Source organism: Novosphingobium sp. Gsoil 351, assembly GCF_009707465.1.
Classification (GTDB): Bacteria; Pseudomonadota; Alphaproteobacteria; order Sphingomonadales; family Sphingomonadaceae; genus Novosphingobium.
This window is the reverse complement of the sequence record NZ_CP046120.1, coordinates 613,594-639,392: the sequence shown is the minus strand read 5'-3', so window position 1 is coordinate 639,392 and position 25,799 is coordinate 613,594. Positions and strand designations below refer to the sequence as shown.

Annotated in this window: 26 protein-coding genes; 6 read left to right on the top strand and 20 right to left on the bottom strand. The window is 66.7% G+C overall.

The annotated features are described in order from the left end of the window. Positions 1-32 precede the first annotated feature (32 nt). The 4 genes from GKE62_RS03025 (at position 33) to GKE62_RS03010 (ending at position 3,479) form a co-directional block, all read left to right on the top strand. Complete coding sequence (locus GKE62_RS03025; protein WP_154690951.1) at positions 33-860, top strand: hypothetical protein; 828 nt, start codon at positions 33-35, stop codon at positions 858-860. Further along, positions 860-2,212, top strand: a complete 1,353-nt coding sequence (tolB, locus tag GKE62_RS03020) for a Tol-Pal system beta propeller repeat protein TolB (RefSeq protein ID WP_154690950.1) — start codon at positions 860-862, stop codon at positions 2,210-2,212. Before GKE62_RS03025 ends, tolB begins: the two co-directional genes overlap by 1 nt. A 25-nt stretch (positions 2,213-2,237) precedes the next feature. After that, complete coding sequence (gene pal, locus GKE62_RS03015) at positions 2,238-2,753, top strand: peptidoglycan-associated lipoprotein Pal (protein WP_154690949.1); 516 nt, start codon at positions 2,238-2,240, stop codon at positions 2,751-2,753. 192 nt (positions 2,754-2,945) lie between these two features. Beyond that, positions 2,946-3,479 carry a DnaJ domain-containing protein gene (locus GKE62_RS03010; RefSeq protein WP_154690948.1) on the top strand — a complete coding sequence of 178 codons (534 nt, stop codon included), beginning with the start codon at positions 2,946-2,948 and terminating at the stop codon, positions 3,477-3,479. Positions 3,480-3,602: 123 nt separating this feature from the next. Here the strand turns inward: GKE62_RS03010 and GKE62_RS03005 are convergent, their stop codons facing one another. The 14 genes from GKE62_RS03005 to GKE62_RS02945 form a co-directional block, all read right to left on the bottom strand. Beyond that, complete coding sequence (locus GKE62_RS03005) at positions 3,603-4,904, bottom strand: cystathionine gamma-synthase family protein (RefSeq protein WP_154690947.1); 1,302 nt, start codon at positions 4,902-4,904, stop codon at positions 3,603-3,605. Further along, positions 4,901-6,115, bottom strand: a complete 1,215-nt coding sequence (locus GKE62_RS03000; RefSeq protein ID WP_195908569.1) for a HupE/UreJ family protein — start codon at positions 6,113-6,115, stop codon at positions 4,901-4,903. The genes GKE62_RS03005 and GKE62_RS03000 overlap by 4 nt, the downstream gene beginning before the upstream one ends. Before the next feature lie 145 nt (positions 6,116-6,260). Next, complete coding sequence (locus tag GKE62_RS02995; RefSeq protein WP_154690945.1) at positions 6,261-7,628, bottom strand: hypothetical protein; 1,368 nt, start codon at positions 7,626-7,628, stop codon at positions 6,261-6,263. Between the two features lie 41 nt (positions 7,629-7,669). Continuing rightward, positions 7,670-8,398, bottom strand: a complete 729-nt coding sequence (locus GKE62_RS19505) for a DUF4331 family protein (RefSeq protein ID WP_154690944.1) — start codon at positions 8,396-8,398, stop codon at positions 7,670-7,672. Then, positions 8,398-9,063 (bottom strand): DUF4331 family protein, encoded by a 666-nt coding sequence (locus GKE62_RS02985; protein WP_195908568.1) that lies wholly within the window; start codon positions 9,061-9,063, stop codon positions 8,398-8,400. Before GKE62_RS02985 ends, GKE62_RS19505 begins: the two co-directional genes overlap by 1 nt. 172 nt (positions 9,064-9,235) lie before the next feature. Next, positions 9,236-9,874 (bottom strand): SLC13 family permease, encoded by a 639-nt coding sequence (locus GKE62_RS19610; RefSeq protein WP_370516048.1) that lies wholly within the window; start codon positions 9,872-9,874, stop codon positions 9,236-9,238. Continuing rightward, a complete protein-coding gene (locus GKE62_RS19605; RefSeq protein WP_370516047.1) occupies positions 9,772-10,638 on the bottom strand; it encodes an SLC13 family permease in 867 nt (288 codons plus the stop codon). Before GKE62_RS19605 ends, GKE62_RS19610 begins: the two co-directional genes overlap by 103 nt. 194 nt (positions 10,639-10,832) lie before the next feature. Beyond that, the gene (infC, locus tag GKE62_RS02975) at positions 10,833-11,354 is read right to left on the bottom strand and encodes a translation initiation factor IF-3 (protein ID WP_154690942.1); all 522 of its coding nucleotides are present in this window, start codon (positions 11,352-11,354) and stop codon (positions 10,833-10,835) included. Positions 11,355-11,457: 103 nt separating this feature from the next. Then, positions 11,458-12,135: a ligase-associated DNA damage response endonuclease PdeM gene (pdeM, locus tag GKE62_RS02970; protein WP_154690941.1), complete on the bottom strand. Its 678-nt coding sequence runs from the start codon at positions 12,133-12,135 to the stop codon at positions 11,458-11,460. 39 nt (positions 12,136-12,174) lie between these two features. Continuing rightward, positions 12,175-12,753, bottom strand: coding sequence for a TMEM165/GDT1 family protein (locus tag GKE62_RS02965; RefSeq protein WP_154690940.1), 579 nt, complete (start codon positions 12,751-12,753; stop codon positions 12,175-12,177). Between the two features lie 53 nt (positions 12,754-12,806). Further along, positions 12,807-13,169, bottom strand: coding sequence for a glycine zipper 2TM domain-containing protein (locus GKE62_RS02960; protein ID WP_154693530.1), 363 nt, complete (start codon positions 13,167-13,169; stop codon positions 12,807-12,809). 26 nt (positions 13,170-13,195) lie between these two features. Beyond that, a complete protein-coding gene (locus GKE62_RS02955) occupies positions 13,196-13,519 on the bottom strand; it encodes a glycine zipper 2TM domain-containing protein (RefSeq protein WP_154690939.1) in 324 nt (107 codons plus the stop codon). A 158-nt stretch (positions 13,520-13,677) separates the two neighbouring features. Beyond that, complete coding sequence (locus GKE62_RS02950) at positions 13,678-14,421, bottom strand: molybdopterin-binding protein (protein ID WP_154690938.1); 744 nt, start codon at positions 14,419-14,421, stop codon at positions 13,678-13,680. Next, complete coding sequence (locus tag GKE62_RS02945) at positions 14,418-15,104, bottom strand: cytochrome b/b6 domain-containing protein (RefSeq protein WP_154690937.1); 687 nt, start codon at positions 15,102-15,104, stop codon at positions 14,418-14,420. The genes GKE62_RS02950 and GKE62_RS02945 overlap by 4 nt, the downstream gene beginning before the upstream one ends. 186 nt (positions 15,105-15,290) lie before the next feature. On the opposite strand from GKE62_RS02945, the gene GKE62_RS02940 reads away from it, so the two are divergent. Next, the gene (locus GKE62_RS02940) at positions 15,291-16,229 is read left to right on the top strand and encodes a DUF808 domain-containing protein (protein WP_154690936.1); all 939 of its coding nucleotides are present in this window, start codon (positions 15,291-15,293) and stop codon (positions 16,227-16,229) included. 7 nt (positions 16,230-16,236) lie between these two features. Here the strand turns inward: GKE62_RS02940 and GKE62_RS02935 are convergent, their stop codons facing one another. The 3 genes from GKE62_RS02935 to rlmN form a co-directional block, all read right to left on the bottom strand. Beyond that, entirely contained in the window at positions 16,237-18,642 is a 2,406-nt protein-coding gene (locus tag GKE62_RS02935) for a TonB-dependent receptor (protein ID WP_154690935.1), read from the bottom strand. A 121-nt stretch (positions 18,643-18,763) separates the two neighbouring features. Beyond that, positions 18,764-20,539, bottom strand: a complete 1,776-nt coding sequence (locus tag GKE62_RS02930; RefSeq protein ID WP_154690934.1) for a sulfotransferase — start codon at positions 20,537-20,539, stop codon at positions 18,764-18,766. After that, positions 20,536-21,789: a 23S rRNA (adenine(2503)-C(2))-methyltransferase RlmN gene (rlmN, locus tag GKE62_RS02925; RefSeq protein WP_154690933.1), complete on the bottom strand. Its 1,254-nt coding sequence runs from the start codon at positions 21,787-21,789 to the stop codon at positions 20,536-20,538. The genes GKE62_RS02930 and rlmN overlap by 4 nt, the downstream gene beginning before the upstream one ends. 223 nt (positions 21,790-22,012) lie before the next feature. Between rlmN and GKE62_RS02920 the strand changes: the two genes are divergently transcribed. Beyond that, the gene (locus tag GKE62_RS02920) at positions 22,013-22,690 is read left to right on the top strand and encodes an outer membrane protein (protein WP_230206881.1); all 678 of its coding nucleotides are present in this window, start codon (positions 22,013-22,015) and stop codon (positions 22,688-22,690) included. A 49-nt stretch (positions 22,691-22,739) separates the two neighbouring features. Here the strand turns inward: GKE62_RS02920 and GKE62_RS02915 are convergent, their stop codons facing one another. The 3 genes from GKE62_RS02915 to GKE62_RS02905 are packed head-to-tail and all read right to left on the bottom strand — an operon-like array spanning position 22,740 to position 25,710. After that, positions 22,740-23,231, bottom strand: coding sequence for an invasion associated locus B family protein (locus GKE62_RS02915; RefSeq protein WP_154690932.1), 492 nt, complete (start codon positions 23,229-23,231; stop codon positions 22,740-22,742). After that, entirely contained in the window at positions 23,228-23,725 is a 498-nt protein-coding gene (locus GKE62_RS02910) for a GreA/GreB family elongation factor (protein ID WP_154690931.1), read from the bottom strand. The genes GKE62_RS02915 and GKE62_RS02910 overlap by 4 nt, the downstream gene beginning before the upstream one ends. Continuing rightward, positions 23,722-25,710 (bottom strand): lytic transglycosylase domain-containing protein, encoded by a 1,989-nt coding sequence (locus tag GKE62_RS02905; RefSeq protein WP_370516046.1) that lies wholly within the window; start codon positions 25,708-25,710, stop codon positions 23,722-23,724. The genes GKE62_RS02910 and GKE62_RS02905 overlap by 4 nt, the downstream gene beginning before the upstream one ends. Positions 25,711-25,799 lie beyond the last annotated feature (89 nt).

Sequence of the window (25,799 nt, the reverse complement as noted above, 5' to 3'; positions counted from 1 at the left end):
GGTTCATCGCGCGCGCCATAGCCGTCAGCTGAATGGCCGTTCACGCACCCAGTCCGGGCATGAGCCGCGAGGAGCGGATCGGTCTCGCGATCGCGGTCGCGTTGCATGCCGGGCTGGTGGCGTGGCTGGCGTTCGCGCCCTCGCGCAGCACGTTCACGCCTCCGCCCGAGCGGATGACGGTCAGCCTTTCCGACGAGATCGCCCCGGAGGCGACCTCGCCCGAACCGATGGCGCAGGCCGCGCCCGAGACCGCACCTACGCTGGGCGAAGCAGCGCCCGAGCCCGAGCCGTTGCAAGATGCCGTCCCGCCCGAAGCGCAGCCGCGCGTGATCGCCAGTCCGTTGCCCCGCCCGGCGCCGCGTCCCAGCCCGAAACCTGCGATGAAGCCCCCGATGAAGGCCGCCTCGCCGGCCGACACGCGCACCCGCCGCCGCCCAGATGCGCCCGCGGGCGCCAGCCGCGTCGGCAGCGACTTCCTCAAAGGCATTCCGGGCGGCGAAGCGCGCGGGGCGGCGCAAAACCCGCCAGCAGCGCGCGCGGGGCCGCAAGTCGCCGCGTCTCTTGCCCAAGCCATCTCGCGCGCGTTGAAGCCGCGCTGGAATGCGCCGCAGGGTGCCGAGGCCGACCAGCTCGTCACCGTGCTGACGTTCGATCTCAACCCCGATGGCAGCCTGGCCGGGCGGCCGCGTGTCGTCAGCCAGTCGGGCGTGACCGACGCCAACCGGCCGCAGAAGGACCGGCATGCCGAACAGGCGATCCGTGCGGTCCAGCTCGCCGCGCCGTTCGATCTGCCCGCGCAATACTATTCCCTGTGGAAGCACGTCGCGTCCTTCCGCTTCGATCGGAGGCTATCGCAATAATGCCGCGCAAGCTGTTGTATCTCTTGGCCGTTACCGTGTCTGCGCCGCTCGCGGCCCAGCAGGCGACGCCCCCAGCGTCGACCGTGGAGCAGGGCGGCCTGACCGGCTCGGTCTCCGACGAAAGCGAGTGGCAGGACCTTGGCATCGCCATCCCCGGCTTCGCCACCGACCGCGATGTTTCCACTCCCGCGGGCCAAAGCGCTGCACTGGGCCGTCAGCTCGGCGAGGTGATCACCGCCGATCTGCGCAACAACGGGCTGTTCAAGCCGACCGGTCCGGGTTCGCTGCCGGGCATCGCCTACACCGACGTCACCACCCCCCAGTTCGGCATCTGGAGCGGGCGCGGGGCGGACATGCTGGTTCACGGCTATGTCCGCGCAGGCGGCAACGGCCAGCTCACCGTCGGCTGCTATCTCTACGATGTGGCGCTGGGGCAGGAACTGGCGCGGCAGGGCTATGTCGTCGACCCGTCCGAATGGCGCCGCGCGGCGCACAAGTGCGCGGACATGGTCTATTCGCGCCTTTCCGGCGAAAATCCGTTCTTCGACAGCAAGATAGCCTACATCGCCGAGACCGGACCGAAGAACAGGCGGGTCAAGCGCTTGGCGATCATGGATTCGGACGGCGCCAACCACCGCTTCATCACCAACGGCCAGGCCACAGCGCTGACCCCGCGCTATTCGCCCGACTACAAGAGCATCGTCTATCTCAGCTACGTCCAGGGCAATCCGCGGATCTACGTCTACGACATCGGCAGCGGCCAGCAGCGGCTGGTCACCCAAAGCCGCAACCCGACCTTCGCCCCCCGCTGGTCGCCCGATGGCCGTTCGATCCTCTATTCGATGGCGGTTGGCGGCAACACCGACATCTATCGCGTCTCGGCCGGAGGCGGAGAGCCGCGGCGGCTGACCAGCGATCCGGGGATCGACGTCGGCGGCAGCTATTCGCCGGACGGGACGAAGATCGTGTTTGAAAGCGACCGCTCGGGCGCGCAGCAGTGCTACGTGATGGACGCCGACGGATCGAACCAGCGCCGGATCAGCTTTGCCGGGGGGCGCTGCGCCACGCCCGAATGGAGCCCGCGCGGCGACCAGATCGCGTTCACTAACGCCAGCAACTTTCATGTTTCGGTGATGAGCCCGAGCGGCGGATCGGTACGCGAGCTGACCAGCGGCTGGCAGGACGAGGCCCCGACGTGGTCGCCCAACGGCCGGATCATCCAGTTCTTCCGCACCGAACGCGGCAGCGGCAAGGCAGGGCTGTGGCAGGTGGACCTCACCGGGCGCAACTTGCGCCGGTTGCAGACCCCGGTCGATGCCAGTGACCCCGCCTGGGGTCCGGTGCTGCCGTGACTTTAAGATTTACAAGGAGAGCATCATGATCCGCCCCAACGCCACCATCACCGCGTTGCTGCTCAGCGCCGCTCTGGTCGCCTGCGCGAAGAAGCTGCCCAAGGAACTGCCGCCGCAGCCCGGCGATGTCGGCCAGCAGACCACCGACAACGGCGCTGGCGACGGCACGCAAGTGCTGCCCGGCAGCCAGGCCGACTTCATCGCCTCGGTCGCCGCCGACACGATCTATTTCGAAACCGATCGTTACAACGTCGACGCCGCCGACGGCGCGACGCTGCAGAGTCAGGCGGCGTGGCTGGCGCGCTATCCCGCCAAGCGCATCATCGTCGAGGGTCACGCCGACGAACGCGGCACCCGCGACTACAACCTTGCGCTGGGCGAACGCCGGGCGAACGCGGCCAAGACCTATCTGGTCGGTCTGGGCGTCGGCGCCGAGCGGATCCAGACGGTCAGCTATGGCAAGGAACGCCCGGTCGCGCTCGGCTCGGACGAGGCGAGCTGGGCGAGGAACCGCCGAGCGGTGACCGTGACGGTGCAATAGCACCTAAAGCCCTCCCCCGTTGACCCTTCGGGTCAGCTTCGCTTCCAGGGGAGAGGGTTGGGAAAGTGGGCCGGGCGCGACTCGCCCCTCTCTGAGCGGGCTCGTGCGCGCCGCTCTCAAGCCTGCGTATCTCTCCCCATGAGGGGAGAGAGCACGTGACTATCTCGTCCCATCTAGGCTACAGGCCAGTCCATGCCCGCACCGCGCCGATCCGATAACTGGGGTTTCCCGCGCTGGGGCGGCTATGGCAGCAGCCGCGAGACGGTCACCGTGCGGCTGTGCGATCGGCACAACTGCTCCGAAGCGGGCACATGCCCCGCGCCCAAATCGCCCAACAGCCCCGATCGCTGGATGTTCTGTCAAAAGCACGCCGCCGAATACAATTCGGGCTGGGACTATTTCGAAGGGCTGAGCAAGGAAGAGGCCGAGAGCCGCCAGGCCGACGAAACCCGCGAAAACGCGGGCTTCGCCGAAGCCGCGCATTATGGCTGGGCCGGATCAGGCGACGGGAGCCGCACCCGCGACGAGATGCGCGCCCTGGAAGTGCTGGGGCTGGAGGCCGACGCCGATTTCGAGGCGGTCAAGAAAGCCTGGCGCGCCAAGGCCAAGGAAGTCCACCCCGACGTCCGCCCGGGCGACGAGACCGCCGCGAAGGCGTTCCAGGCGCTGCAACTGGCGTACGAGGTGCTGCGGCAGAGCGAAGAGCGGCGGGAGTGGCAGGGGTAGGTGACCCCGGTCGTACTCAAACTCGCCAAGCGCCTGTTAGCTTAGAACTTTCAGTGACGTCTGATCTGCCGCAAGCACCACGTCTTCGTGTCTTCGTGTCAAACCAATTAAAGAACTGCACACTCAAACCTTCGCCAGCGCCTGGTCGAAGTCGGCGATCAGATCGTCAGGGTCCTCGATCCCGATGCTGATGCGCACCAGGTTGTCGGTGATCCCCAGCCTGGCCTTGCGTTCGTCGGGGACCGAAAGGTGCGTCATCGCCGCGGGGTGGCTGGCGAGGGTTTCGGTGCCGCCAAGGCTTACCGCCAGCTTGGCAATGCGCAGGCTGTCGAGGAACGCGAAACTTTCGGCCTCGCCGCCCTTGATGAACAGCGAAAAGGTGCTGCCCGCGCCGTTGCAGTGGCGGCGGTAGATGTCCTGCTGGCGCGCGTCGGCAATCATGCCGAGATAGCCGAGCCCTTCGACCTTGGGGTGCGCGCTGAGGAATTCGCAGACTTTCGCGGCGTTCTCGCCCGCGCGCTGCATCCTGAGCTCGACCGTCTCGAGGCTGCGGAGCAGCATCCACGCGGTGTTGGGATCGGCGATCCCGCCCATCGTGTTGCGCAGCATCCGCACCGGGGTCATCCAGCGCTCGGCACCGGCGATACTGCCGGCGACGAGGTCCGAATGGCCGCCGACGTACTTGGTCAGCGAATAGACCACGATGTCCGCGCCATGGAGCAAGGGCTGCTGCCACAACGGCCCGAGGAAGGTGTTGTCGATCGCGATCGGGCAGTTGCCGTCGAGCACCGCGTTGCGCGCATCGCGCACGGCTTCGACGTCGACCAGGGCGTTGGTCGGGTTGGCGGGGCTTTCGAGATAGATCATCGCCACCTTGCCGCCCTGCTTCTTCGCCATCGCCTGCGCCTGTTCGAGCACGGCCTCGATCTCGCCGCCTTCGGCCCCGGCGGCGAAATCGAGGTAGGTGACGCCAAAGCGGCTCAGCGTCTTGGCGATGAAGCCCTCGCTGGCGGCGTAGAGCGGCCCCGAATGGACGATCACGTCGCCCGCCGAGCAATTCGCCAGCAGCAGCACGCAGATCGCGGTCATCCCGCTGGAAAAGCACAAGGCATCCTCGGCCTCGTCCCAGATCGCCAGACGGTCCTCGAGGATTTCCTGGTTGGGGCCGTTGAAGCGGCCGTAGACGAGGCCTTCGGCGCCGCCCGCGCGCTTGCCGGTGATGCCCTCGAAGTGGCGCTTGCCCGCCGCCGCGCTCTCGAACGCGAAAGTGCTGGTGAGGAACACCGGCGGCTTGAGCGCGCCTTCGGACAGTTGCGGGTCGTAGCCGTGGCCCATCATCAGCGTGGCGGGCTTGAGCTTGCGCCCGGCGAGCTTGGCGATGGCGGGCTTGGGCTTGAGGCGGGGGATCTTGGGGGTGTCGGTCATGCCTCGCCGCTACGCTCGATTGGTTTCACCGGCAACCGGAATCGGGTCAGAATCGCGATCGCCAGCGATAGCGCGACAAGCGCGACGCCGAGCGGTGGCAGGACCTTGGCGAACGCCGCGGCGACGGCGTTGGGCGTAGCGCTCACCCGTTCGATCAGCCAGGCCAGTGCGGCCAGCGCGGTAAAACCGGCGAGCGCGAGGCGGGCAGGGCGGTAGTACCGGGTGCGCGAGCCGACCACGAGCGCGGGGAGGAGCAGCAGGACCAGCGCCAGTTGCACCGCCTCGATCCCCAGGTTGAACCCCAGGATCGCCGTGCCCCGCGCCAGCACCGTCGCCCCGAAGCCCGAGATCACCGTGGCGAAGGCGAGGCCATGGACCAGCCCGAAGCCGAACGCGACGAACCGCTCGCGCCCCGGAAACAGCGGGTGCATCGCGTGGATCGCGCTGACCAGCACCGACAGCGCGATTCCCGCCTCGACCGGCGCGGTCGGCAGCCGCGCCCCGAACAGCGCGGCCAGGATCAGCGTGGTGCTGTGGCCGATGGTGAAGGCGGTCACGATCCACGCCAGTGCGCGCAGAGTGTCGCGCATCGGGCGCACGGCGCCCCAGCGGCCTCCCGCCGCGATCAAGGGCGCGGGCAGAAGCAGGGCGAGCAGGAACAGCAGGTGGTCGTGGCCTTCGAGGATGTGCCGGGCGCCCAGCCGGAACGCCCCCAGCAGCAGCGCGCCATGGCTGGCGGCGCCGCGATCGATCGCCAGCGTTCGCTGCCCCGCGGTGAAACTGCCGAGCAGATCGTTGCCTTCGCCCACCCCCTTCGCCAGATCGCCCGAGACCGAAACCAGCGCGAAGTGACTGTCGGCCTCACGGATCACCGCGTCCCATCCCAGCGTCAGCCGGCGGTCGGGGGCGCCGGCGGGCGGGGTGTAGGTCAGCGTGGCAATGATGTCCGGCCCGCCGGGCGCGGACTCGACCCGCAGCTCGCTCAACGCCACCGCCCAGCGGCGACCGTCGGGCGCGGTGGCCGTGGTGTGGGCGGGGATATACCCGCGCAAGTTGGCCAGGTCGTTGGCGGGGCGGCCCGTGGCGAAACGGTACTCGGCCTCCGGGATCAGCACATCGGCGCGCATCACGCCCGGCTCGAAGCGCAGACGGATTTCGGAGTTTGGCGTGAGGTGGGCGAGAGCGGGGTGGGCGAGGAGGGCGAAGAGCAAAGCGAAGATGATCGCTAATCCACCCCGACCAAGATCCACCATCCGCTCATGTCGAGCGAAGTCGAGACACGCACGCAACGTCGCGCGAAGGCGTCTCGGCTGCGCTCGACACGCGCGGGCAGGGGGGGTCTTGTACGAGCGACCGTCAGTCATGCCCGAACCAGATCAGCCGGGTGCGCGGGTCGGCGGCGCGCGGGTTGATCGCCTCGGCCCTCGCGCGCGCGGCGGCGCTGCCCGCGGTGTCGCCAAGCGCGGCAAGCACCTCGGCGCGGGCGATCTGCTGTCCGGCGCTGACCCAGCCTTGCGCATCGGCGCGGTCGAGTGCGGCAAGCGCCTCGCGCGGCTTCCCCGCCGGCAGCAGCGCGCGCGCGAACAGCACCAGGTTCGGCGCCTGCGGTCGCGCCGCGGCGTCGGCTTTGGCGAAAACCAGCGCCCGCGCGGCGCTGCCGACCGTGAGTTCGTGCTCAGCCCGATGATGGACGACGGCCTCGGGGAACGATCGCGCGCGCGCTTCCCAGCCCGCCGCAGCCCGCGCCGCCCACGCCCGGCTTTCCGGGCCCTGGCCCTGCAAGCGCAAGAGATGGGCCAGCGCATCCTGCACTTCGAGCCGCCCGGTGCGCCTGGCGACGATCCCGTATGCGCGGATCGCATCGCCGGTGCGCCCGGCGATGGCGAATTGCTGCGCGGCATAGGCATCGGCCAACCAATAGCCGGGAAACACCCGCTGGGCCGCGCCGATCCAGCGCCCGGCGCCGTCCCAGTCGCCGGTCATATAGGCGACGGTCGCGCGCTGGAGCATGAGTTCGGCAAGGACCACCGGTTGCTGGCGCGGCTTGGCGATCAGCTCCTCCAGCTCGCGCGCCGCCGCCGCCCGGTCGCCGCGGTACGCATCGAGCATCGCGCCGCGCAGACGGATCCCGGTGGCACGGTCGATCTTGAGCGCGCGGCCGAAGTCTTGGGCGGCACGCGCCAGGTCTCCCTTTTGTAGGGCGACGTCGCCGCTCAACGCGGCGGCGTCGGCGGTGTCGGCGGGTTCGGGCACCGCCGCGCGAGACACCCTCGCCAGCGCGCCTTCCGCCTGATCGAGCCGATGGACCAGCACCGCGAGCACCGCGTGCTCGAGGGCCGGACCGGAAGGATCGGGCGCCTCGGCCAATCCGCGATCGAGCAGCGCGTCCGCCTCGGCCAGATCGCTATAGTCGCCCGCCAGCCGCCATCGTGCTATCAGGGCGCGCGCCAGAACCTCGCCGCGCAGCCATTCGCCGGGGCCGATGGCATAAGACTTTCGCGCGGAGTCCAGATGGCTCTCCGCGCTTTCTAGGGCTGCAGGATACGTCGCCGGACCATAGCCGGGCCGGATGGTCGCCGGGTCGAGTTGCGGCGCTGCGTCATGAGGACGCCAGCGATCCCATCCCGCACCCAGCGCAATCAGGATCACCGCCGCCAGCGCGAGCAGCAGCGGCCGGCGCAACGCGCCGCGCGAGTGCGGTCGAGACGAAACGGAGCGGGTCATTGGCAAGCCTCTGGACCCGCTCCGCTACGCTGTTGCCTGCCCTATTTCGAGCAGGGCGTGAGGTTCAGCCCGATCAGGTCATCCGCCAGTGCATTATGCAGTGCGGTCAACTGCGCGACGATCTCGGGCACGAAAGTGCTGGCCGCATCGTCGCTCGGATTGGCGTCGTTGAAGGCGTTCTTCATCGTCGTTCCGATCAGCGCTGTCGCCACTGCGGGCTGGCCCATTCGGTCGACCCGAACATAACTGCTCGCCGGGTCGGTGCGGAAATTGAACGCCGTTCCGGTCCCAGCGCTGGGCTGTCCGCCGTTGGCCGGTGCGAAGAACGGAAACGTCGTCGTCACCGCGCTATCCGCCGGGGGGTTGAGTGGCAGGCCGGCCAACAGCGCCGGACTGTGCTTGGTCATGTCGAGCAACAGCACCGCAAGGGTGACGTCGATCACCGGATCGTTGAGCTGGCGTCCGTTGGGGAAACCGCTGGCCACGCCGAAGTTCAGCTTCACGGTATCGGGAAGGACCAGCGACGCCGGGGTCGCGCCGCCCGTTCCCGGAATGACTTGGCTCAGACACGCGCTGACGTCGCGGCCGGTCGGGCTGGGGGTGGGTGACGGCGTGGGCGTCGGCGTGGGCGTCGGGGTCGGCGTGACCGCGACGGGCGGGGGCTGGTTGTTGCCGTTGCCGCCTCCGCAGGCGGCCAAGGTGATCGCCAGCGCCAGCGGGGCGGCGGCGAGAAGCGAACGGCGCGTGGCCGCAAACGAGAACGTGCTCATCACAGCTGCCCTCCGAACCGCGAGGTCGTCGTCCAGACATCGATCGAGTTGGTGTTGCCTCCCAGCCGCGACTTGGGGATCTCGATCACGAACACCGTGTCGTTCTTGTTGGCGAAGAAGTTGCGGGTCTTGTCGAACATCAGCGTGCCGCTGGCGCGCGTGGCCTTGAAGCCTTGAAGGTCGAAGAAGAACGGATCGTCGCGCAGCCCGGCGTAAACGCGCACGCCGTCCTTGCTGAGGATCTGCTCGACCGGGCCGACGATGGCGCCGTTCACTCCAGGAACGTTTTCGACCGAAATGCCCGACCCTGTGCCGTTGGTCGCGGGACCGAAGCGAAAGCGAATTCCGACATCGGCCGAGGTCGCGGGGGCGCTGGTCGAGATGTTGAGATTGTAGAGCACATCGCGATCGTAGAATGCTGGCACCCCGGCGACTTGCGGACCGGCGAAACTTATCGCGAAGTAGGCGTTGGTGGCGTCGGAAAACGCATAAAGGTCGGCGATGTCCGCCGGGGTATCCGGTGTGGTGTCCACCGCCGGATCGGTTCGGGCGGGCGGATCGAGGTGATCTGCGGACCACGCCAGCTGGCCGGGTACGAGCACCATTGCGGCTCCTGCGACCGCCACCACGGCGGCGCCCAGAGCCAGTCTACGTTTGAGTTGCATGTCGGGCATCCCTTCCTCTCACGCTCGTGGCGCGGCGGCAGGATGGCCACCGGGACAAACGTGAATCCTCGTCTGCAACCCGCTGGAGGCTTTCAACCTCTGTTAACGTCCACAATAGGTATGTCGTGCGTCGGTTCCCAGTGCTGTGATTTAAACCACTGCCGGTGTTTCGTTACGCTATCGTGGCGACGGTCCACACGACCCCGACCATCAGCACTATCCCGGCCAAATCGAGCAAAAGCCCTGCCTTGAGCACGCGCGGCAGGGCAATGTGGCCGGTCGCCCATGCGAGCGCGTTGGGGCCGGTCCCGGCGGGCAGCATGAAGCCCCAGCTCGCCGCCAGCGCGGCGGGAAGGGCGAGCAACACCGGGTCAGCGTCCAACGCCACGACCAGCGCGGCGACTACCGGCATGATCCCGCTGGCCGCAGCGACGTTGCTCGCGAATTCGGTGACCAGTACCACGAACCCGACCACAACCAGCGCCACCACGATGAGCGGAACCGCCCGCAGCGGGAGCAGCATCTGACCCATCCAGTCGGCCAGCCCGCTGGCGCTCATCCCCATGGCGAGGCTGAGTCCGCCACCGAACATAAGGAGCACGCCCCACGGGGCGCGGTTGGCTTCCGCCCAAACGATCAGGCGGCGGCCACTGCCGTCGGGGATCAGGAACAGCGAAATCCCGGCGATCGCGGCGATCGTCCCGTCGGTCAGCCCCCCTTGGGAAAGAGTGGCTCGGTCAGCGGCTGGGTGACCCAGGCGAGGACCGCTAGCAGAAACACCGGAAGCAGCCGCTTTTCCGGGGTCGACCACGCCGTCTCGCCCGCAATGGCGTCGCGCGCGGCGACCGGATCGAACTCGTCGTGCGAAAGCCGCTGTACCCGCGCGACGATGAACGCTGCCAACGGGACCGAGACAATCACCAGCGGCACGCCGTAGCTCGACCACTCGGCAAACCCGATCTTCATGCCAAGGCTCTCGCGCAGCAACCCCGCGGCGATGGCGTTGGTCGGGGTTCCGACCAAAGTGCCGTAGCCGCCCAAAGTCGCGGCGAACGCCACCCCCATCGGAAGGGCTCCGGCCATTCCGTCGGTCTGGCCCTCCTTGACCCCGCCCGAGGCAAGGATGGCCAGCGCCATCGGCATCATGATGAACGCGGTGGAGGTGTTGGAGATGAACATCGAGATCAGCGCGGTCGCGCTCATTACGCTCAGCAGCAGGCCGAAGCGGGTATCGCCCGCACGGCTCAGAATCGCGCGGGCGAGCCGGCGGTGGAGCCCGGTCCTCTCGATGGCGAGGCCGAGGAACGCGCCGCCCAGGAACAGGAACATTATGGGCGAATAATACGCCGAGGCGGTCTTGTTGGCGTCCGCCACGCCGAGCAGCGGCATGACCACGAACGGAAGCATCGCGGTGACCGACAGCGGCAGAGCCTCGGTCATCCACCAGGCCGCCATCCAGATTACCAGCCCCAGCGTCGGCCAGGCGAGCAGCGGCATGCCGGCGGGTGCGGGGAGGGCGAGTGTCAGCAGGAACGCGGTCAGCCCCACCCAGAAGCCGATGCGGCGAGCGGTCATTGGGGCCCCTGGGTTGTACTGTGGCGGGTGTCCTTCGACAGGCTCAGGACGAGCGGGTACTTCTAACAGCGATTACAACAACGTCCGTTCGTCTGGAGCTTGTCGAAGGACCGCTCTCTCTTCGCGCGGCTGCGTGATTTGGCACGACGACAAGAACGGTGCTTCGGCAAGCCAAGCACGACCGGTATGAAATTTTACTTCGGCGACAGCACCATCAGCATCTGACGACCCTCCATGCGGGGGTAGGCCTCGATCTTGGCGACTTCGGCGGTGTCGTCCTGGACCCGGCGGAGCAGGGCCATGCCGAGCTGCTGGTGCGAGAGTTCACGGCCGCGAAAGCGGAGCGTTACCTTGACCTTGTCGCCATCCTCGATGAACCGGTTCACGTTGCGCATCTTCACATCGTAATCGTGATCGTCGATGTTCGGACGCATCTTGATCTCCTTGATCTCCTGCGTCTTTTGCGTCTTGCGCTGGGCGTTGGCCTTCTTCTGCGCTTCGTACCGGAACTTGCCGACGTCGAGGAACTTGCACACCGGCGGATCGGCGTTGGGAGAGACTTCGACTAGGTCGAGCCCGACCTCAGCCGCCTGCTCGATCGCCTCGCGAGTGTACATGACGCCGATGTTCTCGCCGTCCTGGTCGATCACGCGGACCTTGTCCGACTGGATCATCCCGTTGAAGCGCGGGCCGCTTTTGACAGGGGGCGTCATCATGCGCCGGGGTGGGGGTGCGATAGGTGTGGCTCCTTGGAGGTTTAAGTATGCGAGCGCGCCTTACTGCGAAACCGCGCTTTGGGAAAGGGGGCGTGGACGCGCGCTAGGCGGTGGCTCGCCACAGCGGGAAGCGGGCGACCTGGCCACCCGCCGCGACAAGCGCGTCGATGGCCCGCGCGGGTTGCATCGCCTGAAGGATTGCGGGGTCGGCGGCGCTCATTCCACCGGTCAGCGCGCCGAACGCGGGGAGGACCATGCGGGTTTCGCTGGCGACGGCGCAGGGTCGCGCGATGCGGCGCCCGCGATGGACGACGGTGAACTTGGGGTGCCAATGGCCCGAAAGTTCACACCGCGTCTCGCCGCTCTTGGCCCGATGGCGCAAGATGACGCCGCCGATCTCGATCTCGTCGGCAAGCGTGCCTCCGGCGACGGCTTCGGCCTTCGCATCGTGATTACCGGTGATCCACACCCACTCGACAGCGCGGGTCAAGGCGGCGAGCATGCCCGCGGCGTGCGGCTCGAGCCGGGTCGGCCCGGCGTTGTCGTGAAAATTGTCGCCCAGGCAGAACACCCGCCGCGCGCCCGTCGCGCGGATCGCGAGAGCCACGCGTTCCAATGTCGCCCGGCTGTCATAGGGTGGCAGCATTTGGCCGTGGAGTGCGTAGAAGCTCGATTTTTCGAGGTGCAGGTCGGCCACCAGCAGCGCGGAATCACGCGGGCGAAACAGCGCGCGATCTGCGCTCAGCAGCCATTCCTCACCAGCGAACGAAAAGGGAACCATGGCGGCGATGTGCAGTCTCGTCCGCGGTTTGGCAAGTGCCTATGGCAGCCAGTTCGCCCATTCGGCCAACTGCCACAGCCCCAACATCAAAAACAGGAGCGCAGCCGCCGTCCGCGTCGCCTTCAACGAGACCCGCCGGGTAAGCGCCTCACCGAACAGCACCGCGGGAGTGTTGGCCAGCATCATTCCGAGTGTCGTTCCCGCAGCAACGATGCCGACCGCTTGATAGCGAGCGCCAAGTGCGATCGTCGCGACCTGGGTCTTGTCGCCCATCTCGACGAAGAAGAACGCCACCAGCGTGGTCAGGAACGCGCCGCCGTGGCTTTTGACGGCGGCATCGTCGTCATCGAACTTGTCGGGCACCAGCGTCCATGCCGCCATCGCGATGAAGCCCAGCGCAACGGCGAGGCGGAACCACGATGCGTCGAGTAGCGCGGCAGCTTCTTTCCCGACCAGCGCGGCGAGCGCGTGGTTGGCCAGCGTCGCGGCTAGGATGCCGACCAGAATCGGTACCGGCGCGCGCAGTCGAGCAGCCAGAATGATTGCCAGCAGCATCGTCTTGTCGCCGATCTCGGCGAGCGCGACGATCGCGGTAGAAGTAAGGAAGGCCGATAGCATTGCGCCGGGGCCTTTGGGGCACCCGGCGCACGTTTGCTAGAGGTATCGCCAGGTCAACGGCAGCGCGCGGTCGAGCGGTTCTGATCGACTTCACGGCCCAGCAACGCGCCAGCGGCGGCGCCCAGGATCGTGCCGGTGGTGCGGCTGCCATGGGTGTCGATTGCGCGCCCGACCAGTGCGCCAGCCGCGCCCCCGACCAGCAGGCCGGTGGTGCCGTCGCCGCGCCTGCAGCGATAGCGTCCATCGTCACCCCGCCAATAGCGGATACCGTTGTCGGTCGAGTAGTAGCGCGGCTGAGCGTAGGCATCGTGCGCGCGGCGGCCGTGCGCGGGGGCCCAGGGCGGCGGATCGGCATAGGCGGTGCCGACGGGAAGGGCGACGGCGGCCATGGTGGCGGCGATGAGGGTCTTCCTCAACATGACGATTCTCCTGAATGAGGGGATTAGCGGCAGCGTGCGCGCGAACGGCTGCGCTCGACCTCGCGGCCGAGCAGCGCGCCAGCGGCGGCGCCGACGACGGTGCCGGTGGTGCGGCTGCCGTGGGTATCGATCGCGCGGCCGACCAGCGCGCCCGCGGCACCACCGATCAGCAGCCCGGTGGTGCCGTTGCTGCGCTTGCAGCGATAGCGCCCGTCAGTTCCGCGCCAGTACTGGATACCGTTATCGGTCGTGTAATAGCGCGTACCGTGCCTTGCTTCGGCAGTCACCGCGGTGGCGGGCAGGACCATGGCGGTCGCGAGTGTAAGGGCGAGTGTGGTCTTGAGCATGAGGAGCCTCCCTTATCTGGTTTCGCTCAAATGCCCTTGCGGGCGGTTCGGGTCTTAATGCCCAATCTCGTTCATCGGTCCCCAACCTCAGATGAACGAACCAGATTAACACGCAGGGAGCGACGAGCCGTGCGTCGGCAGCGGCCAGATGACCCAGATCAGATGCCGGCGTACCACTGATAACCCGAGCGATCCTCCCAATAGCCGCCCTTTCCCCCGGCGATTCCCTGAAGGCTCGCCACTGCCTCGATCCGCTCGACATATTTGGCCTGCTTGTAACCCAACTGGCGTTCGATTCGCATCCGCAGCGGCGCGCCGTTCTTGACGGGTAGCGGTTCGCCGTTGAGCGCGTGGGCGACGATCGTCTGGGGATGGAGCGCATCGATCAGATCGATGCTCTCGTAGTACTTGGTCCCCGAAAGCACATCGGCGCAGTGGAACACGATGAACTTGGCTTCGGGGCGCAGGCCCGCCGCGCGCAACAGATTGCCCAGCGGTACCCCGGTCCACTGGCCGATCGCGCTCCATCCCTCGACGCAATCGTGGCGCGTGATCTGGGTGCGCTGGGGCAGCGCGTGAAGCTGGGTCAGCGACAGCGACAGCGGGCGCTCGACCAAACCATCGACGGCCAACCGCCAGTCGGCGAACGCATTGGCAAGATGGGCTGCATAGGCCGGGGTGCTGGGCGCGATTGTGCCATTGCCGCGGAATGCCGGTGAAATATCTTCCACCGAAAATTCGCGGGCGAGCGCGGTGCGCTTGGTCAGTGAGCGCTGGATGCTCAGATTCCAGTCCTCGACCGTGGCGAGCAGCGACGCGCCAGGGCCGCTCTGCGCGACCTTGGTGCATCCCGCGACCAGCCCGCCGAGCAGGCTGGCGACAAGTCCGCGCCGTCCGATCATGCCGAGACTCCTTCGGCGGAGCCGCCGGTGATCATGTCGCGGACCTGGCGGGCCGGGCCCGACAGCAGCACCGCAAGGATGTGGAGGACGAAAAATGCGAACAGCCCCCACGCCACGATGAAATGGATCGAACGGGCCGACTGGCGGCCGCCGAACACGTCGAGCACCCACGGAAAGGCGGCGTTCATTGCGGGCGAGAGGGTCAGCCCAGTCAGCACCATCAGCGGCAGTCCGACGAATATCACCGCGATGTAGAGATATTTCTGAAGCAGGTTGAACGCGCTACCACTTGGCGGATCGAACTTCAGGCTGAGGTGGTGAGCCAGGTCCTCGCGCATCGCGGCGAAGGTCAGATCGCGCCGCCGCAGCCGGAATTCGCGGCCGTGCCGCGTGAGCGGCAGGATTGTCAGGAACAGCAGCAGCGCGAACGCGAACGGCCACGCGGCCAGGAAATGCCACAACCGTGCCTCGGCCAGCGAGTAGTATCCCGGAATCGTCATCCATGCGGGGAAGTGCGGCAGGCGCAGCCAGGCGGTCGCCGGATCGGATCCGTACTGGCCCCAGTAAAGTTGCGGGTGCGCGTTGGAGATGTTGAGCCCGGAGAAGAACAGAACGCCGATGGCCACGGCGTTGACCCAATGCCAAAGCCGGGTGACGAGCGTGTGGCGGTGCCGCACGGTCATGGACGACTGCCTGGCATCGGACGCGCCCCACCAAGACCTTCGAAATCCATGGCACACTCCCGCCGTGAACGGGCCCAAATCCCGCTCCGTCGCGTCATACCTTGGAAAGCGTCTCGCGGTCATGCATTTAAGGCATCGTCGGCCCACGCGGGTCTGCGGCCGCAGGGCCATGTTGGGGGAACCGTTTTGCCGTCCGGACTAGTCGCGCTGCTCGATGACGTGGCGCTGATCGCGCGTGCCGCAGCCTCCTCGCTGGACGATGTCGGCGCGGCCGCGACCAAGGCGGGGACCAAGGCGGCGGGCGTGGTGATCGACGATGCCGCGGTGACGCCGTCTTACGTCACCAACTTCACACCGGATCGTGAACTGCCGATCATTTGGCAGATCACCAAGGGATCCTTGCGCAACAAGTTGCTGATTTTGCTGCCGGTGGCGCTGCTGCTCAGCGCGTTCCTGCCGTGGGCGATCACCCCGCTGCTGATGCTGGGCGGACTGTTCCTGTGCTACGAAGGCGCGGAGAAGGTGATCGAAAAGCTGGGCGGGGCGCACCACGGCGATACGCTGGAAGACCCGATCGAGGACATTGCGGCGTTCGAGAAGGCGCGGATTTCGGGCGCGGTGCGGACCGACCTCATCCTCTCCGCGGAAATCATGGCGATCGCGCTGGCCGAGGTCTCCGATTCCCCCATCCTCCAGCGCGCGATCATCCTCGCCGTGGTCGGCGTGGTGATCACCGTCCTGGTCTACGGAGCGGTCGCGCTGATCGTGAAGATGGATGATGTCGGCCTGCACCTCAGCAAGCGCGAGGGCGCCGGCACGCAGGCGCTCGGCCGGTTTCTGCTGCGGGCGATGCCGTGGCTGCTGACCGTGTTGTCGGTCATCGGCACGGTGGCGATGCTGTGGGTCGGCGGCGGGATCATCCTCCACGGGCTGGAGGAACTCGGCGTCCACCGCCCCGCCGACCTGGCCCATTCGATCCAGCACGCCGTCGAGCACGCCACCGGGCCGATCGCCGCCATAACCGGCTGGCTGGCTTACGCCACAGTCTCGGCGATCGTCGGGCTGGTGCTAGGCGCGATCGTCGCGTTCGTGCTCCACAAGGTGTTGCGCATCGGCGCGCATTGATGCGCCGCTAGAAATCGACCCCCGCCTTGATCCCGAAGATTTGCGGCTTGACCGGATAGACCCGTGAATACTGGCCGCAGATCTGCGTGGCGCAGGCCGTGTTGAGGCTGAGCGCACCGCGCTTGTCGAAGGCGTTCTGGATGTAGGCCTCGATCCGCCAAGAATCCCACTTGAGCCCGGCCGAGAAGTCGAAAGTGGTGAAACCCTTGGTGTTTCCGACCGCGGCCACGTCGGCATCGCTCAGGAACGAACGGGTCCCACCCTGGTGGAATACCGCGCCCTGGACGAAACCGGTCGCGCTCGAGACAGGGAATTCATAGCGCGCAGTGGCGTTGCCCTTGAACTTGGGTTGGACCGGCAGACGGGTACCCTTCGCCGCGGCGGGGGGAACCCCCGGGGTGCAGACGATGTTCTTGGTAACGGGATCGACCTGGCAGAAATCGGTGGTCAATTGCGCGTCGACGTAAGTCCCCGCAGCGCTCAGGATCAGGCCGCCGAAGCGCGCGCTGATGTCGCCCTCCACGCCATAGATCCGCGCATCGCCCGCGTTGTAGGTGTTGGTCACCCCGTTCTGGCCGAGCGGAACGAGCCCGAACTGCAGGTCCTTCCACTTCTCGTAAAACGCCGCGGCGTTGAAGTAGACCCTGCCGACGTGCGCCTTGGTGCCGATCTCGAAGTTGTCGAGCGTGTCCGAGGTGAACGGATTTACCCCGGCGCGGCGGTTATTGCCCCCAGGACGGTAGCCGCGGCTGACGGTGCCGTAGATCATCAGGTCGTCGCTCGGTTTCCACCTGAGGCCACCCTTCCAGATCACCCCGCTTTCGACGTTCTTCTTCCTGACATTGGCGCAGCCGGTATCGATCGCGTCGCTGGGCAGGCAAGTCGCGGGATTGAGGCTGCCTGTTGTGCCGGAAAAGCCGAAGATCGTGTTCTTGGCGATGAAACCGCGGATGCCCGCGATCGCGGTAAGGTTGGGCAGAATGTCGAACTCGCTTTGCGCGAACATCGCGTAGTCGCGGTCGATCCGCTTGATCCGCGTGTGGAAGACGGAGTTGCCGTTGAAGATGCCGGCAAACGGAACCAGCCAGTTCGGCGGGTCGTCCCGCACCGGAACCGCTGAAACGCCCTGGATCTCGTAGTCGGCGCGGATCGCATCGGTCTGACGCTGCATGAACAAGCCCGCGGTCAGGCGGAATCGGTTCTCGCTTGGCGAGGAGACGCGCAGCTCGTTGGTCACCTTGGTGTAGATGTCGCCCAGGATCGAGTTCTGCGTAGGATCGATAAACTGCCCGTTGGCCAGCGGGTAATACGTGGCATACGATCCGTAAGTATCGTAAGCGACCGAATAATAAGAATAATCCGCCAGGTTATCGACCTTGCGGCGGAAATAGCCGCCGGCATAAGTCACGTCCCAGTCGCTCAACTTGCCCTGGATCGTGAGCGCCGCCTGGTACCAGCGATCGTCGTTGCGGCTGGGCAGATAGTCGGTGACCTTGAGATCGCCCTTGCGCGGATCGTAGAGAAACCCGCCGTGGCTGACCTGCTTCTGGTAGATGATTTGCGGGGTAGCGGTCCAATCCTCGTCGAGATCGATCTTCAGCGCGGCGCGGCCGCCGTAGGTCTCCACGTCGTTGTAGTCGTTTTCGACCAGCGCGGCGTTATTGACCGTCAGGTTGGTGAGCCCGTTGGGATCGCTCGCCGCATCGTCGAGCGTGAAGGTACGGGTGCCGGGGATGTTGTCGATGTAGCCGCCGGCCTTGGTGTAGAACCCGACCACGCGCAGCGCCATCTTGTCGCTGATCGGAAGGTTGACCATGCCCTCGACCTGGCCGCCATAGTCGCCCTTGCCGAATTTGTTGCCTTCGACGTCGATGCTGCCCTCGAAGGTATCGAGCTTGGGCTGGTTGGTGATGATCCGCAGCGTGCCAGAGAGCGAGCTCGCGCCGAACAGCGTGCCCTGCGGCCCGGCGAGCGCCTCGACCCGGGCGATGTCGTAGACGTGGAAGTCGACCGTCCCCGCGATCGTGGTGACAGGGATTTCGTCTACGTAGAGACTGCTGGTTGGTAGCGGGCCGATGTGGAGGCCGTCTCCGCCGCTCGATACTCCGCGAAAGAAAATCTGCGACTGGCTCGGCCCGAGCGACTGGAAGCTGACGCTGGGGAGCAGTTTTGCATAATCGTCGAAGCTGGCGACCTGCGCGTTTTTCAGCTTCTCCTCGCCCAGCGCGATGATCGAGATCGGCACGTCCTGGAGGTTTTCCTCGCGCCGGTTGGCCGTGACGACGATGTCGCCACCCGTCTCTTCATCGGCCGACTGCGGCGTGTCCTGGGCGAATACCGCCTGCGGCGCGGCGAGCATGGTGGTGGCGAGAAGCACGGGAACGGCGCGGCGCGCCAGCGTGGTCGGTGTCATAAGTCGCCCTCACGTCTTATATGATTTGATGTACTTATCCTCTCCGGATTTTGCTGCAATGCAAGACGAGGGTCTGCAAGCCGCATGAATTTGCCGATGGGCGTTGCCCGAACGCCACGCTTCAGGTGGGAATGGCGTAGTCCGTGAGGACCCTGCCGAGCGCCTCGCGCAGCGGCCCGAGGTGAGCATCGTAGCGCCGCCACTGGCCAAGCCCGTCGCGATTGACCGGGCGCCGCACCTGCTCGCTGCTGGCGGTGCGCACCGCGCGGGTGTTCTCGTGGAAGCGCAGGCAGTCATCTTCGAAATCGAGGCCAAGTGCGGCCAGCAGAGCGCGGACCTCTGCCTCCGGATCGGCGACCAGCGCTTCGTGGAACACACGGGTCACCGCGCCGGGCATGACCACATCGAAGTGCGCCATCAGCCGGACGTAGTCGCTGTAATACGTCCCGATATCCGCCAGATCATAAGAAAACGCCTGGCCCCGCGCGAAGTGCTGCCGGAAGTTGGAAACCCCGCAGTCGAGCGGATGGCGGCGCGCATCGACGATCTTGGCGTCGGGAAGGATCGCCTTGATGAAGCCGACATGGGCCCAGTTGTTGGGCAGCTTGTCGATGAAGAACGGCTTGTGGGACTTGCGCTGGATGCGGGTGCGGGCGAGGAACTCCTCGCCGAGCGCCCGGCGCTCGTCCGCTGACAAGGCGGCCAGCTTGGCGGAAAAGCCTCGTTCGTCCGACGCGAGCCTTGAGACCATAGCGGGGATGTCGGGGAGTTCCATCGTCCCTTCCACCTGGCTGTGGCAGGCCAGGATCTGCTCAATCAGCGTCGAACCCGAACGCGGCAGGCCGACAATGAAGATCGGGTCCGGCGCGGCGCATCCGTCGGTCAAGCTGCTGACGAACTCGGGGGTGAACAGCGCGATCGTGCGATCGACCGCGCGGCTCGTTTCCATGGCATCGTAAGGCAGGTCGGCGCGCCGCAGCCGGTTGGCCACGAGATAATTGTCGAAGGCGTCGTCGCTTTCGCCGGCATCCTCCAGCGCCTTGGCCAAGGCGAAGTGCAGGTGAAAGCGATCCTCCTCAGCGAGGTCAGCCCCCGTCAGCGCCGCACGCATCGCGACGACGTCCGCCTGAGCAAACCTTACTGTCTTGAGGTTCGCGAGGCTCCACCACACCTCGCCGAGAGACGGTTGAAGCGCAATTGCCTTGCGATAGGCGGCGACACTGTCCTCGCTTCGGCCAACGGTCTTGAGTGCATGGCCATAGCTCATCCAAATGCGCGGATGGCCAGGTGGCTTCTCGAGCACCGTCTCATAGAGTGTTAGCGCTTCGTCGAATTCGCCGACTTTGGTCAACGCCGCGGCACGCAAGTTGGCATGGCCGAGGTGCTCGGGCTCCGCGGCGATCAGCGTGTCCAGTTCGGCGAGCGCCTCGGGGGTACGGTTCTGACGGTGGAGCACGGTCGCCAGGTTGGAGCGGGCGGCGTGGAAGGCGGGCGCGAGTTCCAGCGCGCGGCGCAGCAGGTTCTCGGCATCGCGGTGCCGCCCGATCCGCCCGGCCAACTCCGCCAGCATGCGGATCGCGGCGACGTCCGTGGGAATCGCCTTGAGCCGGGCCTTGAGCCGAGGCTCGGCCTCGCCCAGACGGTTGTCGGCCAGCGCGAGCGCGGCACGCTGGAGTTCTGGATCGTGGGCCGCCGCGTCGATCGCCGCGAGTTCTGCCTGCTCGGCCTCGGCGACGCGGCCCAGCGCGCGCAATGCCCGCCCGGCCAGCCGCCAGGCGTCGGCATCGGGCGGATCGGTTCGGGTTAGCGGGCGCAGCGCGGCGAGCGCGGCGGCGGGATTGTCGGCGAGAAGTTGCCGCGCCTGCGCAAGCGCCGCCGCACGCCGCGTGCCGTTCACCCGAGTGCGGCCTGCTTTTCCTCGGCCAGCCGATCCAGTTCGGCGCGGCTCTTCTTCTCCGCGGCGGTCTTGAGCTGGCCGCAGGCGGCGTCGATGTCGCGGCCGCGCGGAGTGCGCACGGGCGCGCTGATTCCCCCGGCGAAGACGATCTCGGCGAATTGCCGCACCCGCTCGGGCGGCGAAGTCCCATAGGGCGCGCCGGGCCAGGGGTTGAAGGGGATCAGGTTGACCTTGGCCGGGAGCTTGTACTGCTTGAGCAGGCGAACCAGTTCGCGGGCATCGTCGTCGCTGTCGTTGACCCCATCGAGCATCACGTATTCAAACGTGATCCGCCGCGAATTCGACGCGCCGGGATAAGCGGCGCAGGCGGTCAGCAGCTCGTCTAGCCCATACTTGCGGTTGAGTGGGACGATCTCGTCGCGCACTTCCTTGGAGGTGGCGTGAAGCGAGACCGCCAGGTTGACCCCGATTTCCTCGCCCGCGCGTGCCATCATCGGCACCACCCCGCTGGTCGAAAGCGTGATCCGGCGCTTGCTCAGCCCCAGCCCGTCGCCGTCCATCACCAGCCGCAGCGCATCGCGTACGTGCTCGAAATTGTACAGCGGCTCGCCCATCCCCATCATCACGATGTTGGTCAGCAAGCGGCCGTCGCTGGTATAGTCACCGCCGGTTTCGTCGTCGTCATCGCCGAACCCAGCCATCGAACCCTTCGGCCATTCGCCCAGCGCATCGCGCGCCAGCATCACCTGCCCGACGATCTCGCCCGGGGTCAGGTTGCGGACCAGCCGCATCGTCCCGGTGTGGCAGAACCGGCAGTTGAGCGTGCAGCCCACTTGGCTCGAGACGCACAGCGTTCCGCGGGTCTCGTCGGGAATGAATACCATCTCGAACTCATGGCCGTCGGCGGTGCGCAGCAGCCACTTGCGCGTCCCATCGACCGAGTGCTGCGACTCCACGATCTGAGGTCGTCCGATCACGAAGCGCTCCGCCAGCCACGGGCGCATGGTCTTGGCAATGTCGGTCATCGAGGCGAATTCGGTGACGCCGCGGTGATAGAGCCAGTGGAACACCTGCTTGGCACGCAGCTTCGCCGCCTTGGCATCGAGTCCCGCTTCCCCGAACAGTTCGGCGATGCGCGAGCGCGGCAAGCCGATCAGATCGACTTTGCCATCCTGCCGCGCGGTCACTTCACGCGGGACGGTGACCGGGTCGATTTGTCCGGGGATCGTCATGAGAGCGGTGTCGGCCATGGCAGCGGCATATAGGCGCTCGGCGGGCCAACGCCAAACACCGTCCTTTCATCGCCGGCAAGCGCGGCGCGCGAACCAGCCAGCTTGCCCGAAGTTCCCTCGACTCGTCGCAGCTGTTGCAGGAAAAACACAATATTTACGTTGTGTTAGGTTCATGAAACTCGATCGGCCCTCAACCATTCTCTCCGCTCCGAACGGCAATCGCCGCGGAAATCTTGGATGAATGGAGTTACCAATAAACAAGTTTCTTATCGTACTCGCCTCGGGCAGCGCGCTGGTCGCCATCGCCAGTCCGGCCATGGCGAAAGACGCCGATCCCTTTACCGGCGCGCGCGTCGGTGCGATCGTCGGCTACGATGTGACCAAAGCCGGCAGCTCGGTCGACAACGACACCACGAGCAGCGACGACCAGTCGATCGAAGGCGCCGTGTACGGCGCGGACGTCGGTTACGACTTCGCCGCCAGCCCCAACTTCGTGCTGGGCGTCGAAGGCGAAATTTCGGATTCGACCGCCAAGACCGAGTACAGCCGCGGCGATTTCGAAGGCTTCGGGATCGGCAACGTCAAAGCCGGGCGCGACCTCTACGCCGGCGTCCGCGCGGGCTTCCGCGCCGCGCCGAGCACGTTGGTCTATGCCAAGGCGGGCTACACCAACGCGCGCTTCGACGTGCGCTCCAGCGATGGGACGGTCGATACCAAGACCAACATCGACACCGACGGCTATCGCCTGGGCGCGGGTGTCGAACAGGCGATCGGCAGCAACGCCTACGCCAAGCTCGAGTACCGCTATTCGAACTATAGCAAGGGCGAGGTCGACTACGTCAACGGCCCCGACAGCGGCCGCTTCAAGCTCGACACCGACCGCCACCAGGTTGTCGTCGGCGCGGGCATTCGATTCTAAGTCAGTGTGCGCAAATGGACGGGCCGAGGGAAACCTCGGCCCGTTTCGTTTATCTGGACGGGGCGCAGCCCAGCGCTGCCGCGTCGATGGCGCTGGCGGCGCCGGGGAGCGGATAGGTATCGGCGATCTCGCGTCCATCCGCCGCCCGCGCCCGCACCCGCATCACCTTGCCCGAGCGCATCGCGGCGACGATGGCGGCGTCCATCCGCCGGTCGGCCGCCCAGGCATCGCCGCCACCGCCCACGAGCGCGAACTCCTGCGCGTCCACCCGAAGACGGATCACGGAATTGGGTGCGAGCCGTTTCGAGAGGCGGAAATGAACCTGGTTGCGCAAGGCCCGCTTGGGCCAGTGGCCGACATCGGCAAAGGCCTGGAATTCGGCCTTCGCGCCGCGCGGTTTGTCGGCGATCGCGATCGCATAGCAGCGTGGCACGGCGGGATCGCGAAACGCGCCCCAGTTGTCGAATAGGCCCAGGCTGTCGCGGGCAAGGGCAGGGCTTGCGACGCAGGCGAGGGCGCCCAGCCACCACGCAAACCTCATGCGCCGCGCGGCGGATATGCGACAGCCAGAACTTCCCATTCCTTTTCGCCTCCTGGCAGCCGCACCCGGCGCAAATCCCCGACCGCCGCGCCGCGCATTGCACGCGCCATTGGGCTCGACCAGCCGATCCTTCCCGCCGATGCGTCTTGCTCATCGTCGCCGACGAGCGTGATCGTTTTGCGGGTGTCGCCCTCGTCGGCAAGCTCGATCGTGGCCCCGAAGAAGGCCCGCGTGCGGTCGGGCTGGAACGCGGGATCGATCACCCGCGCTGTCTTCATCCGCCGCGCCAGGTGCGCCAGTTCACGGTCGATCTCGCGCAAGCGCTTGCGGCCGTAGATATAGTCGCCGTTCTCCGAGCGATCGCCGTTGCCCGCGGCCCAACTGACGACCTCGACGATCTTGGGACGCTCGTTGCCAAGCAAATGGTCGTAGCGGGCGCGCAGAGCGGCAAGCCCGGCGGGGGTGATGGGGTTCGTCGCGGCCGCGGAACTCACCCCGGGGTGCGCTTGCCCAGATAGAAGCTCGCCGGATTGGCGCCCTTGTAGGCTGCGCGTTCGGGGTTGAGGTGGCTGTAGACCACGGCGTTTTCGATCACCCGCTGGACGTAATTCTTGGTCTCGTACAGCGGGATCTTCTCGATCCAGTCGACCCAGCTGATCGATCCGGTGCGCGGATCGCCGTTGGCGGCAAGCCACTTGTTCACGTTGCCGGCCCCGGCGTTATAGGCGGCGATGGCCAGCGGATAGCTGCCGCCGAAATAGTCCATCATCCGCCCGAAGTAGCCCGAGCCGAGCTGCATGTTGTAGTTGGGATCGCTCATCAGCGAATCCGGTGAATAAGCGAGGCCGACCTTGCCCGCCTGCTCGCGCGCGGTGCCGGGCATCAGCTGCATCAGCCCCCGCGCGCCCGCATGGCTCACCGCGTTCTGCGCGAACTGGCTTTCCTGGCGGGTGAGCGCATGGATCATCGTCCAGCTCTGCGCGGTGCCCGGCGGGACCGGAATTCGCGGGAATGCGATCGACTGGAAATCGAGATAGCCGTTGGCCGCCGCCGCCTGGCCCACGATGACACCCAGGTCACGCCGCCCAAGCGCCTGCGCCATCTCGGCCACGAGCATATGCTGGCCGGGGGTCTCGGCGCGGTCGGAAATCTCTCGAAAGAAGCGGATCGCGGTGCGCCAATCGCTCTCACGCGCGACTTCGCGGACGGCGGCGGTCAGCGGCGCGGAATTGAACGCGGCGCGCTCGGCCGGGGTCGGGACGGCGGCTGGTGCAGCGGGGAAGGTCGGCAGCGGGCGGCCCAGGCGCTCGAGCGCGAGCTGGCCGTAGAAATAGTCGGGATATTGCGCGGCCATCTCGAAATAGCGTTGCGCGGTGGCGCTATCGTTGGCCCGGGCGGCGGCGAGGCCCGCCCAGTAGAAGCCCTTCGAGCGAGTCTGAGGTGTCTTGGCCGCGGCGCCGTACTTGTAAAACAAGGGCGAGGCGGCGGACGGATCGCGCAAGTCCCAAAGCGCTTCAGTCCCGCCGAGCCATACCAGCGAGGTGTAATCGTCACGCAGGCCGAGGGTCATCGCGCTGACATCGCTGCCGGGAGCAAAGGCTTGGTCGATGGTCTGCGCAATTCGCACGGCGGTGCGCGGATCGCCGTCGTTCGCCGCGCTTTTGGCGTTGACCAGCATCTCCTCGACCCACTTTTCGGGGTCGGCGGCGGGGCGCGCGAGTGGCGGGCGCGTAGCAAGCAGGCTGCGCGCCGCAATGACGCTCCCGCTTCGGCGCAGCAGCCGGGCGCGCTGGAAGACATAGCCGGGATCGGTCATGTAGTTGGCGGTCTCGACCGTCGAGACAATCGGATTGGCGGCATTGCCGGAAAGGGCCGCGAGCCGCGCCGAGTCGATCGCGCGGCGTCCCGGCGAGACGAACCCCAACTGACGTTCCGCTTGCGCTTGCGCTCCCGCCCACAGCAGTGCGTCCATCCGCGCATCTTGGTCGTCGAGAGTGAACTTGGCATAGAACTGGCTGAACAGCGCAGCTTCGGCGGCGTCGCTCATCGGCCCACCACGCCACGCGGCGCGCGCCACGGCCTCGGCCTCGCTGCGACGCAGTGAGGCGAGCGCCAGTGCGTATTGCGCGCGGCCGGGGTTGGTCAGCGGCGGAAAGCGGTCGAAGTACGATACCAGGCGCGAAGGTTCGACATATTCGCGGCTCAGCGCATCCTCGGCATAGCGGCGCAGCTTGTCCTCGTCGGGGAGGCCGGGATAGCTGGCGACGAACCCCGAATAGTCAGAGAAACCGAAGCGGTTGGAAGCGGTCAGCGTCTTCCAGCGCTCGATTGTGTAGGCCATGTTGCTCGGCCCTTGCGCGCGCAGCGCGGCGCGGGCGCGGTCCCAGGCATTGTCGTCGGCGGTCTGTGCCGAGGCGGCATGCGGAACGAGCAATCCCGCTGCGGCGACGAGAGTAAGAGCGATGCTGTGCTTGACCATGCTGGACATCCTGCGGGTCGGCTCCTTATCAGGCGCTGAATAAGCCCGGTTCGTGACGATAGCAGTGCGCCGCGGCACTGATCTGAAGA